8 protein-coding genes are annotated in these 13192 nt (G+C 65.9%); 6 read left to right on the top strand and 2 right to left on the bottom strand.

The window, feature by feature from the left end; all coding sequences use genetic code 11:
* Positions 1-28: 28 nt before the first annotated feature.
* The 6 genes from glp to xdh all read left to right on the top strand — a co-directional run bounded on the left by glp (position 29) and on the right by xdh (position 10687).
* Positions 29-1318, top strand: coding sequence for a gephyrin-like molybdotransferase Glp (gene glp, locus ABF648_RS07835; protein ID WP_415631735.1), 1290 nt, complete (start codon positions 29-31; stop codon positions 1316-1318).
* Between the two features lie 85 nt (positions 1319-1403).
* Complete coding sequence (locus ABF648_RS07830; RefSeq protein WP_415631734.1) at positions 1404-1946, top strand: MogA/MoaB family molybdenum cofactor biosynthesis protein; 543 nt, start codon at positions 1404-1406, stop codon at positions 1944-1946.
* A gap of 224 nt (positions 1947-2170) precedes the next feature.
* Positions 2171-5251 carry a putative selenate reductase subunit YgfK gene (ygfK, locus tag ABF648_RS07825; RefSeq protein WP_415631751.1) on the top strand — a complete coding sequence of 1027 codons (3081 nt, stop codon included), beginning with the start codon at positions 2171-2173 and terminating at the stop codon, positions 5249-5251.
* Positions 5252-5262: 11 nt separating this feature from the next.
* On the top strand, positions 5263-6588 hold the full coding sequence (gene ssnA / locus ABF648_RS07820; protein ID WP_415631733.1) for a putative aminohydrolase SsnA: 1326 nt from the start codon (positions 5263-5265) through the stop codon (positions 6586-6588).
* Positions 6589-6601: 13 nt separating this feature from the next.
* Positions 6602-8014 (top strand): dihydropyrimidinase, encoded by a 1413-nt coding sequence (gene hydA / locus ABF648_RS07815; RefSeq protein ID WP_415631732.1) that lies wholly within the window; start codon positions 6602-6604, stop codon positions 8012-8014.
* 60 nt (positions 8015-8074) lie between these two features.
* On the top strand, positions 8075-10687 hold the full coding sequence (gene xdh / locus ABF648_RS07810) for a selenium-dependent xanthine dehydrogenase (protein WP_415631731.1): 2613 nt from the start codon (positions 8075-8077) through the stop codon (positions 10685-10687).
* Positions 10688-10780: 93 nt separating this feature from the next.
* Here xdh and ABF648_RS07805 read toward each other — a convergent pair whose 3' ends face one another.
* Both ABF648_RS07805 and arcC read right to left on the bottom strand, forming a co-directional pair.
* On the bottom strand, positions 10781-11920 hold the full coding sequence (locus ABF648_RS07805) for a diaminopropionate ammonia-lyase (RefSeq protein WP_415631730.1): 1140 nt from the start codon (positions 11918-11920) through the stop codon (positions 10781-10783).
* Between the two features lie 223 nt (positions 11921-12143).
* The gene (gene arcC, locus ABF648_RS07800; RefSeq protein WP_415631729.1) at positions 12144-13070 is read right to left on the bottom strand and encodes a carbamate kinase; all 927 of its coding nucleotides are present in this window, start codon (positions 13068-13070) and stop codon (positions 12144-12146) included.
* Positions 13071-13192: the final 122 nt, after the last annotated feature.

Below are 13192 nucleotides of genomic sequence, written 5' to 3'. Positions count from 1 at the left end.
GACGATGACACCGCCGGAAGAGAGTCCAATGATCAGTGTCGAACAGCATCTGCAGCACATCCTGGGGACAGCCCCGCAGCTGAGCGCCACCAGTGTGCCGTTGCAGGCGGCCCAAGGCTGCGTGCTCGCCGAAGACGTCACCGCCCTGGTGCCGGTGCCGCCGTTCGACAACTCCAGCATGGATGGCTATGCCGTGCAGTCGGCCGATGTGGAGACCGCCACCACCCGGCATCCGGTGACGCTGAGTGTCCAGGCTGACCTGCCAGCCGGTACCGATGCCATGCCCGCCGTCCGGCCCGGTCATGCGGTGCGGATCATGACGGGCGCCCCGATCCCCGTGGGCGCCGATGCGGTCGTCCAGGTGGAGCACACCGACCAGCAGCCTGGCTGGAATCCCACCGCCCCGCACACAGTGCAGGTGTTCCAGCCCAGTGCACCGGGCACCTTCATCCGCCGGGCAGGCAGCGACGTCACGATCGAAACCCTCGTGCTGCCCGCCGGGCGGCTGCTCGGCCCACGCGACCTCGCAGCGGCTGCCTCGGTGGGACATGGCTCGTTGCCCGTGTACCCGGCGCCCCGCGTCGGCGTGCTGGTCACCGGCGAGGAGGTCGTCGCACCGGGCTCCCCGCTGGCTGCCGGTCAGATCCCAGATTCCAATGGGCCGATGCTCTGCGGTCTGGTACGCGCTCTCGGTGCCAGACCGCTCGATCTGGGACGCGTCGGCGACAACCGGGCTGCCTTCCGGGCCAGCCTCACGGCGGCCCTGGACGGAGTGGACGCAGTGGTGACCGTGGGCGGCATCAGCGCCGGGGCCTTCGACGTGGTGAAGGCTTCGCTGGCCGGGGATCCCGGCACCGGATCCGGTGGCATCACATTTGGCAAGGTGGCGATGCAACCCGGCATGCCGCAGGGTTTCGGAGTCCTGACGGCTCCCGACGGCCACCGGGTCGCGGTGCTGTGTCTGCCAGGGAACCCGGTGAGCGCCTATGTCAGCGCGATCGTGTTCCTGCGGCCCATGCTGGCCGTGATCAGTCACCGGGAATCGCTCGACGAGGCCGCCCAAACCAGCTCCGCGTTGCCACAGGCCATCGCCGACGCATCGTGGCATTGCCCCGCGAATCGTCGTCAGTACATTCCCGTACTCGTGCGGGAGACCGATGGCCTGCCGCACGTCAGGCCCGTCACCGCTGGCGGTTCCGCATCGCACCTGGTGGCATCGCTCGCCTCCGGCCAGGCGCTCGCGGTGGTCGGGGCGGAGCGCGATGCCGTCGAAGCCGGGGACCTCGTGCACCTCCTGGAACTGCCTGCCGGGGCGTGAGGCACGACCCCCGTCGATCCGGATGACGCCAGGCCCCACCCGGATCGGGCGAGTGCTGCATGCCGGGTGGTTAGCCTTGTTCGCCATGGGCTCTGCAACACCACATGCAGGAGAGAATCAAGCCGGCGCCGCCCCGTTCCGCGCAAGAGTCATCACCGTGTCCGACCGGTGCTCCCGGAAAGAGGCCGAGGACGTCTCGGGCCCTCTGGCAGCGGATTTGCTGACCGAGTTCGGTGTGACCTCGGATGTCGTGGTCGTGCCTGATGGTGCCGAATCGGTGCGCGAGGCCATCGGTGCCGCCGCACGCGATGGCGTCCAGATCGTGTTCACCACCGGCGGTACCGGTCTGTCGCCCCGTGACCAGACTCCTGAAGCCACCGAGCCACTGCTGACGATGCGCATTGACGGCCTGGCCGAGGCCATCCGGCGGCGAGGATCGGCGCATGTGCCGGCCGCCGTGCTCAGCCGGGGCATGGCTGGCGTGATCGGAACCGGAGATTCGGCCGTGCTGGTCGTGAACGCACCAGGATCGCCCGGCGGCGTGCGAGATGCGGTGGCTGTGCTGGGCCCGCTCGTCTCACATGTACTCGAGCAGCTCGCAGGACAGGACCACCAGCATCAGGCGTAGTCGCCGCCGCCCCAGGGGACTGGGGACCACGTTCTCCAGCCACCAGATCTCATGATGAGTCACGCCATAATCTCAGCAAAGAACCTGATAGAATGCCCAAAGTATGAATGAAGTCAGCAACAGTATCGGCCGAGAAATGCGGCTGATATTTTGAGTGGGCACTGACCGCAGGGAAGCGATCCGTCACGCGGAACAGTGGCCGCGACGTGCCACCGCCGGCAGTGATGCGGCTGGCGTCCAGAACCTTCGTACAGATAAGGACCCCCATGGGCGACTTGATGCGACCAATGTCTTTCGGCTCCCTGATGAGCTGGGCGATGGCCGAACTGGCCCAGGAGGGGTCGATCTTCGGCATCAAGAGGCAGCACTTCTGGCGGCCCGGCACGCCGCGAACCATCCAGGACAGCTTCGGCGACACACTGGCCGCACCAGTCGGTCCAGCTGCAGGCCCGCAGACCCAAATGGCCCAGAATCTGCTGGTCGCCTACCTGGCGGGCGGTCGCTTCATGGAGCTGAAGACCGTGCAGAAGATGGACGGCGAGCAGATCCGCACCGCCGTCGCCAAGCCCTGCATCGATGCCCTGGACGAGTGCTACAACTGCGAGTGGAGCACCGAGCTGACCGTGCAGGAGGCCTTCGACGAGTACATCAAGGCCTACTTCGCCATCGCCGTGTTCGGCATCGAACTCGGCCTGGGCAGCGTCGCCGATGTCGCCTTCAACATGTCGGTCGGCTACGACCTCGAGGGCATCAAGCTGCCCAAGATCGACGACTACATCGAGGGCTCCAAGGATGCATCCGGCACGCCGGTGTACCAGGCCTGCAAGGCCTGGGTCGAGGAGCACCTTCCCCAGTTCGAGAACTTCCAGCGCAGCGATCTGGACGCCATCGACCCGAGACTGAGCAATTCCGTCACCTTGTCGACGCTGCATGGTTGCCCGGCATCCGAGATTGAGCGCATCGCCGACCACCTGCTCACCGAGAAGCACCTCAACACCTTCGTGAAGTGCAATCCGACGATGCTCGGCCATGACTTCACCCGCCAGGCACTCGATCAGCTCGGCTACGACTACATCGTCTTCGACGACCATCACTTCAACGAAGACCTGCAGTACGACGACGCCGTGGCCATGTTCCAGCGCCTGCAGGCCACCGCCGAGCAGCTCGGCCTGAACTTCGGCGTCAAGCTCACCAACACGATGCCCGTCGACGTCACCGGCGACAATCTGCCGGCCGACGAGATGTACATGTCCGGGCGCAGCCTGCTGCCCCTGTCGATGGCGCTGGCCGCCAAGCTCAGCAAGGCCTTCGACGGGCGGTTGCCGATCAGCTACTCCGGCGGCATCGACGCCTTCAGCATCACGCAGGTGCTCGCCACCGGCATCCAGCCTGTGACTGTGGCCACCACACTGCTCAAGCCCGGCGGCGCCAATCGTTTCAACCAGCTTGCCAGCCTCGCCCAGCAGTCGATGAGCGACTTCCACGGCATCGATGTCGCGCTGCTCACCCGGACAGTGGACGACATCTTCGCCGATCCGCGCTCCCACAAGCGCTTCCGCGAGAAGATCGGCAGCCGCAAGACGGCCTCTGCCCTGCCGTTCACCGACTGTTTCAAGGCGCCGTGCGAGGACGGCGGCTGCCCGATCCACCAGCAGATCCCCGAGTATCTGGCGCTGACTGCCGACGGCAGATTCGACGAGGCCTTCGACGCGATCGCCCTCGACAACACCGCGCCGACCATCCTCGGCGTGCTGTGCGCCCAGCCCTGCCGCACGCACTGCACCCGGCTCGACTACGACTCGTCCATCGACATCCGGGGTGTCAAGCTGGTTGCCAGTGACAATGCCCAGGACGCCTACCTGGATCGTCAACGGGTGCCAGCGCTTTGCACCGGGGCCACCGTGGGCATCGTCGGGGCCGGCCCGGCCGGCATTGCCGCCGCGATATTCCTGCGCCGCAACGGCATGGGCGTCGAGGTCTACGAGAAGCGCGACGACCCCTATGGCGTCGTGCAGTACATCATTCCGAAATTCCGGATCAGCCGGGAGCAGATCCAGCGGGACTACCAGCTGGCAGTGAGACTCGGCGTCGTCTTCCACTTCCATACCGACCCCGGCTATGACGTCGATGCGCTGCGCGAGAAGCACTCCGCGGTGATCGTGGCCACCGGGGCGTGGGGGCAGGCACGCAAGCCGGTCAGCGAGGGTCAGGACAAGATTCTCGATGCCTTCGACTTCCTGTGGGCCTTCAACAACGAGCAGGCACCGCAGCTGGGCAGGAGAGTGGCCGTGATCGGGGCGGGCGACGTCGCGATGGACTGCGTGCGCGCCGCTGCCGGGCTGCCAGGCGTCGAGGATGCGGCGGTGGTCTACCGCCGCAATGAGGCGAACATGCCCGCCACCCAGCATGAGGTCGACATCGTGCGCGAAGCCGGGCTGACCATTCATCAGATGCTGGCACCGGTCAGCTACGACGGCGTCACCCTCCGTTGCGAGAGGAACAGGCTCGGCGCTCCCGATGCCAGCGGCCGACGTTCGGTGACCGGCACCGGTGAATTCGTCGAGATGGCCTTCGACACCGTGATCGGTGCCACGGGCGCCACCATCGAAACCGGCCCCTACAAGGCCAATGGCCTGGAGATGGACGAGCGCGGCCGGCTGGTGCTCGACGCCGACTTCCAGTCGAACAAGCCCGGTGTGTACGTGATCGGCGACGGTCGTGTGGGCCCGGCCACCATCGTCCAGGCGATCGCCGACGCGAAGGTGACCGCCCGGGCAATCCTGGGCTCGCAAGGCATCGCCGCCGACTACGACGGCCCGCACCCCACCGTGCACCAGGCCCCTGCGCCGATCTACGCGAAGCGCGGGCTGCTCGTCGACCGCCTCAACGGCGCCGCCGAGGGCAGCCGTTGCCTGGCCTGCCAGGACATCTGCGAGGTCTGCACCGAGGTGTGCCCCAACCGTGCCAATGTCGCCATCACGGTGCCCGGCTTCGCCGATCCGCGCCAGATCGTCCACATCGACGGGCTGTGCAATGAGTGCGGTGACTGCGGCACCTTCTGTCCTCATGCCGGGCGGCCCTATCTCGACAAGCCGACGATCTTCTGGACCGAGGAGGACTTCACGCTGTCGAGCAATGCCGGCTGGCTGGAAATCGCGCCGCACAAGTACCTCGTGCGCACACTCGACGGGCACGTCTTTGAGGATGACGGTGGGGATCACAGCACACTGCCCCCCGACATGGCCCGGCTGCTCGCCGAGATCGAGCTCCACCACCCCCACCTGCTGGCACCGGCCCACGCGTGAAGGAGGACGACATGATCATCGGAAACGGACGACTGTTCACCAACGACCCCCAGAATCTGTTCTTCGAGAACGGCGCTGTACTGGTCGAGGGGGATGAGATCAAAGCGGTCGGCGACACCTCTGGGCTGAAGGCGGCGCACCCCGACGAGAAGTTCTTCGATGTCGAGGGCAGGGTCATCATGCCCGGCCTCATCAATGCCCACACGCACGCCTACTCCGCCTACGCCAGGGGCTGCGCCCCGGCTGCCCCGCAGCGCAACTTCATGGAACTGCTGGAGAATCTGTGGTGGCGCCTCGACCGGCTGCTGACCCTGGAGGACGTGGAGCTCAACGCCTACACGACCTTCAAGGAGTCGATCCGCAACGGCGTCACCACGGTGATCGACCACCACTCGAGTCCCAATGCCGTGGCAGGGTCGCTGGACACGATCGCGCAGGCCGCCAGGACCATCGGCATCCGCGCGTCACTGTGCTACGAGGCCAGCGACCGCGACGGCGCCGACATCTTCGCCGAGCAGATCGCCGAGAACGTGGCATTCATGGCCAAGGCCAATACGGGCGACCAGGACATGGTGCACGGCCTGTTCGGACTGCACGCCTCGTTCACGCTCTCGCAGGATTCCCTGGAACGCTGCGCGACAGCCGCCGAAAATGTCAACGGTGGTTTCCACGTGCACGTCGCCGAGGGGGGCATCGACGAGATCGACTCGCAGACACGCTACGGCAAGCCGATCGTGGACCGGTTCGCCGAGCTCGGCATGCTGGGGCCGCAGTCCATCGCTGTGCACTGCATTCATGCCGACCTGCACGAAGCCGAGCAGCTGATGGTCTCCGACACCAATGTGGTGCACAACCCGCAGTCGAACATGGGCAATGCGGTGGGGGCTGCGCCCGTGGCCGACTGGCTGCATCGTGGAATCCGGATCGGTCTCGGCACCGACGCCTACACCGCCGACATGCTCACCAGCATGCAGGTGGCGAAGGTACTTGCCAGCCACACCACGGCCGACCCCACCGTGGGCTTCGGGCAGAGCATCCAGATGCTGTTCGAGAACAACCCGCTGATCTGCGCGAACTTCTTCGCCAAGGGTCTGGGCCGGATCAAGCCCGGCTATCACTCCGACCTGATCACGCTGAATTACCACCCCTACACGCCGCTCAACGCCGAGACGATCTTTGGTCACCTGCTGTTCGGCATGAACGGCGCGATGGTGAACGACACCATGATCAATGGGCAGTGGGTGATGCGCGATCGCGAGCTCACCACCATCGACGAGGCCGCGATCGACGCCCACTCCGCCGAACGCGCCTCCACGGCCATCTGGCCGAACATGTGAGGGGGGAGCTGACATGACACTGTTCATCGGCGGCACCATCGTGAATGCGACCGGTTCGCAGCAGGCCGTCCTCCGCACCGACGGCGAGCACGTCCTGGAGGTGGGCGATCTGGAGGCCGCCCCCGGTGAGCAGGTGGTGGACTGCACCGGTTGCCTGCTGCTGCCCGGCGGCATCGACTCGCACACCCATCTGCAGCTGGAATCCATGGGCACGGTGACGGCGGATGACTTCTTCAGCGGCACACGCTCCATGCTGACCGGTGGCACCACCACCACGATCGACTTCGCCACCCAGTTCCACGGCGAAACACCACTCCAGGGCCTGGCCCACTGGCATGCCAAGGCCGATGGTCATGCCGTCGGTGACTACGCCTTTCACATGGCCTTCACCGAGTGGCAGCCGGAGTTCGCCGATCAGCTCGCCGAAGTGGTGGCCCAGGGCGTCAGCTCGTTCAAGATGTACATGGCCTACCGCGACACCATGATGGTCGACGACGACCAGATCTACACGGCACTGAAGCGCACCACCGCGCTGGGCTGCACGGTCGGCTTCCACTGCGAGAACGGCTACCTGATCGACGCCAGGGTCAGCGAAGAACTCGCGGCTGGGCACACCGCTTCCTACTTCCACCAACGGACAAGGCCGGCGGAGTTCGAGCGGGAAGCCGTCAACCGGCTCGGCGTCATCGCCGAAACCGCCGGTGCACCCGTCTACGCGGTGCACCTGAGCACGGCCGGCGGGCTGGCCGAGATCGAGGCCGCCCGTGAGCGGGGCGTGCGATACGCTGCTGAGACCTGCCCCCAGTACCTGATGCTGGACGACACCGCGTATGGTCCCGAGCCCGCAAACGGCGTCGCATTGCCGGCCGATGAGCGCACGGCGCGCAAGGTGGTCATGAGCCCCCCTCTGCGCGACCGTTCCAACCAGGAACCGCTGTGGCAAGGACTGGCCGATGGTGGGATCCAGTTCATCGGTACCGATCACTGCTCCTTCACCATCGACGAGCAGAAGGCCACCTCCACCGACTTCACACAGGTGCCCAACGGCGCACCTGGCCTTGAGCTGCGCCTGCCGCTCATGTTCAGCGAAGGAGTCGCCAAGCAGCGGCTCACACCGGAGCGCTTCGTGGCCGTCACCAGCACCAATGCCGCACGCTACTTCGGCCTGTACCCGCGCAAGGGGATTCTGCAGCCGGGCAGCGACGCCGACGTCGTAGTCCTCGACCCCAGGACGACATGGATGGTCCACCACGAGGCGCTGCATGACGGCTGCGACTACACGCCCTTTGAGGGGATGCCTGTGCAGGGCAAGGTGCGCGAGGTCTTCCTGCGAGGACGGCAGGTGGTGGCCGACGGCGAACCCGTCGACGATCTGCCTGCGGGCACATTCGTGCCCTGTGGCCGTCCCGAGCTGGACGTGCGGTGACCGCGCGCACCGTCGGCACCCGACTCAACGATCAGTTCAGCACCACGAGGTGAGGAAACCATGACAACCGGGATTGATGGGCAGCAACAGGCGGCTGCTGAGAGCCAGACCGTCACAGTGAACGTCAATGGTCGCGACTACGACGTGGATGGCAGCAGACCACTGCTGCATGCGCTGCGCACCCGGATCGGCGCTCTCTCGGTGAAGCAGGGCTGCGACACCGGCAGTTGCGGCGCCTGCACCGTCATCATCGACGGCAAGGCCACCAAGACCTGCTCGAGACCGGCCAAGGCCTTCGCCGGCAAGAAGATCGTCACCACCGAGGGCCTGACTGATCGGGAGAAGGCCATCTACTGCTACGCCTTCGGCCAGGCCGGTGCCGTGCAGTGCGGCTTCTGCACACCGGGCCTGGTGATGGCGACCAAGGCACTGCTCGACAAGAACCCTGCTCCCACCCAGCAGGAGATCATCAAGGCGATCCAGTTCAACATCTGCCGCTGCACCGGTTACCAGATGGTCGAGAAGGCCATCGCGACAGCCGCCCCCCTCGCCGCTGACGACTCACTGCCGATCCCGGAACGCTCTGATGAGCGCTGGACGGTGGGCGACGACTCCATCCGGCCCGACTCGGACGAGAAGGTGCTGGGCACCGGCAAGTTCGCCGACGATGTCTCCCTTCCCGGCATGGTCTACGCGAAGGCGCTGCGCTCCCCCAGCCCTCGCGGCCTGGTGCGGGGAATCGACCTGACCAGGGCCAGGGCACACCCGAACTGCCTGGAGATCCTGCTCGCCGAGGACGTGCCGAACAACATCCACGGCCACATCACCCCCGACTGGGATGTGCTCATCCCGGTGGGCCACGAGACTCGCTACGTGGGCGACGCGATCGCGCTGGTGGCCAGTGACGACCAGGACAAGCTGGACGAGATCCTCGACCTGATCGACCTGGACTACGAGGAACTGGAACCGGTCACCTCCCCGCAGCAGGCACTGCTGCCCGATGCCCCGCTGATCCACGAGAACGGGAATGTCTACGACATCGAGCATGTCAACCGCGGCAATGCCGACCAGGCCATCCGGGAGGCCGCGCACAGCGTCACCAAGAAATTCCACACGCCCTACCAGGAGCACGGCTTCATGGAGCCGGAGTGCGCCGTCGCCGAGCCGACCGCCGATGGTGGCCTGCAGATGTACACCAGCTCCCAGTCGGTGTTCGACGAGCAGCGCGAGGTCAGCCGGATGCTCAAGCTGCCCCCCGAGAAGGTCCGCTCGATGGCCACCCTGGTCGGTGGCGGATTCGGGGGCAAGGAGGATATGTCCGTCCAGCACCATGCGGCGCTGATGGCCTGGAAACTCCAGAAACCGGTGAAGGTGAAGTTCAACCGCACCGAGAGCCTCAACTACCACGTGAAGCGCCATCCGATGGACATCGAATTCACGGTGGCCTGCGACGAGAACGCCAGGATCACCGCCATCAAGGTGGTCATCCTGGCCGACTCGGGCGCCTATGCCTCCTTGTCAGGGCCTGTCCTGCAGCGTTCCTGCACTCATGCCGGCGGGCCCTACATCACCGACAACTTCGAAGTGCTGGGGCTGGCGCTCTACACGAACAACTGCGTCACCGGCGCCTTCCGCGGCTTCGGTGCCCTGCAGAGCCAGACCTGCTTGGAGACCTGCACCAACATACTGGCCGAGGAGATCGGCATGGACGCCTGGGAGTTCAAGTACAAGAACGTGGTGCGCCCCGGCGACTGCCTGCCGAACGGCCAGATCGCCGACGAGTCGACCGGCATGGTCGAGTGCCTGGACGCCATCAAACCGATCTACGACGCCCACCCCGGCGGCGGGCTGGCAGTGGCGTTCAAGAACACCGGAGTCGGCGTCGGCTTGACCGACACCGGCCGCTGCACGCTCTCGGTCGAGGACGGCCGGGTGCACATCCGCACCTCGGCATCGTGCATGGGCCAGGGCGTCGCGCAGGTCGTCGAGCACATGCTGATGCAGACCGTCGATCTTCGGCCCAGCCAGGTGGTCTACGAGCTGCCCGACACAGCGCGCACGCCCGATTCAGGAACCAGCACAGGATCCCGCCAGACGCTGTTCACCGGCGAGGCCACCCGGCAGGCTGCCGTCAAGCTGAATGATGCGCTGCAGGAAGCCGGTGGCGATCTGCAGGCGCTGGAGGGCAGGGAATTCTTCGCCGAGTTCAGCCCGGAGACCGACCCGGTGTCCACCACCAAGAAGCATCCCTACAGCCATGTCGGCTATGGCTACGGCCTTCAATACGTCACGCTGAACGAGGCCGGCAAGGTGGATCATGTCTGGGCGATCTACGACGTCGGCACCGTCGTCAACCAGCAGGCCGCCACCGGCCAGATCGAGGGCGGCGTGGTGATGGGCCTGGGCTACGGCCTGACCGAGGACTTCGTCGTCGAGGGCGGCTACCCCAAGACGCGTTTCAGCAAGATCGGCCTGCTGCGCGCCGACCAGGTGCCGCCGATCGATGTCACCTTCGTCACCGGCCCCGGAACTCTGGAATATGCCTATGGCGCCAAGGGCATGGGCGAGATCTGCCTCATCCCGACGGCTGCCGCCTGCAATGCCGCCTACCACTACCGCGGCGACCCCTGGCGCACCAGTTTCCCGATGAAGGGCACGCCCTACAAGAAATAGCGCGTCGCCCACAAGGGAAAACTGGACAACCACCCGGCTGGGCAGCGGCCCGGATCGTTGCCCGGCCGGGTGGATCTCACTTCCTGCTGTGCCTCACATCGCTGTGCTGATGTGGGAAGGCAGGGGCTTGCAACCCACCACACGCTCGAAATTGACCGGATCGGTCGGGCCCTCGGTGCAGAAGATCAGCACATCGTCGTCCTCGCCAAGACCAAGGGCCTCCCGGTGCGCGAGCAACCCGGCCAGCCCTGCCGATCCGCTCTCGCCCGCCTCGACACCGTCGGCATGGAGCAGCTTCATGGCCACCTCGTTGCCCGCGTCGTCCACGCTCACCAGGGCATTGAAGCCGTTCCGGTTGTCGTCGAAGGCGATGAGCGCAGGAGTGCCGCAGTTGAGACCTGCCATCGCGGAATCCTGCGTTTCGGTGATGGTGATCGGCTTCCCGGCCTCGACGGACTGCAACACGCAGTCGCCATTCACCGGCTCGACCCCCACCAGCAGGCGAGCGGAACGGTTGGCGAAGCCGCGCGCCACGGCACTGCTGAACGCACCCACGCCCATCTGCGCAGCCACCACGGTGGGTTCGGGCATCTTGCCCTCCTCAATTTCACCGAGCACCTCGCCCAGCAGCGTCGAGTACCCCTCGATGACCCAGCGCGGGGTCTTCTCGTAACCGGGCCACGAAGTGTCGGAGACCACCACGTGGGTGTCATCGGCCAGAGCAGCCGATGCCGCGATCGCCTCGTCGTATCCGCCGTCGACGACGCGTACCTCGGCGCCCTCCCCCTCGATGGCCTCGATACGGCTGGCGACGGTGATGGCGGGCACCAGGATGATGGCGGGAATCGACAGGATCTTCGCCATCCGTGCCACGGCACGGCCGTGATTGCCGTCGGTGGCGGCGACCAGGGTCACGTCCTTGCCGGCCACGACCTGCCGCAGGTCATCCAGGGTGGGCGTGTCAGTGGGCTGAACGCCGAAATGATCCAGCAGTGCGCGGAAAGTCGCCCACGACGCGCCGAGAATCTTGAAGGCCGGCATGCCCATGCGGGTCGACTCGTCCTTCACCCACACCGATCGCACGCCGAGCGCCGTCGCACAACGGGAAGCTGGGCGCAGCGGCGTCTCCTCGAACCCGGGCATTGACTGATGGAAGTGGCGGGAGGCCGAATTGATACCAGGCACCGCAGTGCGGTCGACACGGGTGTTGAGAAGAAGGCGCGGAGCTGTCATGCAGCAAAGTCTATAAAGTATTGGCAGAATAATCCATACCCTTGACATTGTTTAGTCAAATATGGATATTGTCTCGCCGGATTACGGGTTGAAGCGTCCTCCCTCCGGCCCCATTCGTTCGCCAGTGAACGAGCGACGGGCCGGAGCTGGTGCAGCGGTCCCTGCTCATGAGCAGAGCAGTCACCCGGAGCGGACGGTGGACCTGGCTGTCCGGCCGTCTGCGTCAGGCAGTGATCCAGGTGCCGGTCTCGCCTGAGAGGCCCTCGACCAGCTTGTCGAGAGAAGTGATCAGGGCGCGCCGATTCGGCCCGGAGCCGACGAAGTTCATCGCGGCCTGAATCTTCGGCAGCATCGAACCTGCGGGGAACTGGCCCTCGCCGATGTATCGCGTGCAGTCGACCAGCGACATCTGGTCGAGTTCACGCTGGTCGGGCTTGTTGAAGTTGACCGACACCTGTTCGACGCCGGTCAGCATGACCAGCACATCGCATTGCGCACCCTTGGCCATCAGTACAGAGGTGTGATCCTTGTCGATGACCGCGTCGATGGCCTTGAACCAGCCCTCCCGTTCGACGACAGGAATACCGCCACCGCCACCGGCGATCACCAGGTGGCCTCCGGCGACGAGATCGAGGATCGCCTTCTCCTCCAGGATGCGCTGGGGCATGGGCGAGGCGACGACCTCGCGGTAGCCACGGCCGGAGTCCTCGACCATGGTCTTGCCGAGTGCCTCCAGTTCCTTCGACTCCGCCAGACTGAAGAAGGCACCGATCGGCTTGGTCGGGTTGCCGAAGCCAGGATCATCCGGATCGACCACCGAGCGGGAGATGAGGTCCACCACCGAGCCCTGCATGCCGTGGGCCGCCAGTTGGTTCTGAATTGCGTTCTGCAGGTGATAGCCGATGTAGGCCTGACTCATCGCCACCGCCTCCGACAAGGGCAGATCGGGATCCTTGAATCCTGTCTTGCCATGGTCGAGTGAGGTCTTGATCATGCCCACCTGCGGGCCATTGCCGTGACAGATCACGATCGCATGACCTCGCTGCAGCAGGCTGACGATGGGCCCGGCGACAACGCCGACAGAGTGGACGAGCGCGTCGAACTCCGTGCCCAGGGCATTGCCGCCCAACGAAACCAGTATTCGGGCCATGCGGCTCTCCTCAAAATGGTCGGGGGGGGGGGGGGGGGGGGGGGCGGGGGGGGGCGGGGGGGGCGCGGGGGGGGGGGGGCGGGGGGGCGGGGGGGGGGGGCGGGGGGGGGGGGGGGGCGGGG

The sequence above is a fragment of the Propionibacterium sp. genome (assembly GCF_047719395.1).
Taxonomy (GTDB): Bacteria; Actinomycetota; Actinomycetes; order Propionibacteriales; family Propionibacteriaceae; genus Propionibacterium.
This window is presented reverse-complemented; position numbering and strand designations above follow the sequence as displayed.

What these genes read in the sequence shown, in the direction of transcription:
- arcC (WP_415631729.1), bottom strand. Translation starts at nt 13,070, where the DNA reads ATGGCCCGAATACTGGTTTCGTTGGGCGGCAATGCCCTGGGCACGGAG.
- ygfK (WP_415631751.1), top strand. Translation starts at nt 2,171, where the DNA reads ATGCGGCTGGCGTCCAGAACCTTCGTACAGATAAGGACCCCCATGGGC.
- ABF648_RS07830 (WP_415631734.1), top strand. Translation starts at nt 1,404, where the DNA reads ATGGGCTCTGCAACACCACATGCAGGAGAGAATCAAGCCGGCGCCGCC.
- hydA (WP_415631732.1), top strand. Translation starts at nt 6,602, where the DNA reads ATGACACTGTTCATCGGCGGCACCATCGTGAATGCGACCGGTTCGCAG.
- ssnA (WP_415631733.1), top strand. Translation starts at nt 5,263, where the DNA reads ATGATCATCGGAAACGGACGACTGTTCACCAACGACCCCCAGAATCTG.
- glp (WP_415631735.1), top strand. Translation starts at nt 29, where the DNA reads ATGATCAGTGTCGAACAGCATCTGCAGCACATCCTGGGGACAGCCCCG.
- xdh (WP_415631731.1), top strand. Translation starts at nt 8,075, where the DNA reads ATGACAACCGGGATTGATGGGCAGCAACAGGCGGCTGCTGAGAGCCAG.
- ABF648_RS07805 (WP_415631730.1), bottom strand. Translation starts at nt 11,920, where the DNA reads ATGACAGCTCCGCGCCTTCTTCTCAACACCCGTGTCGACCGCACTGCG.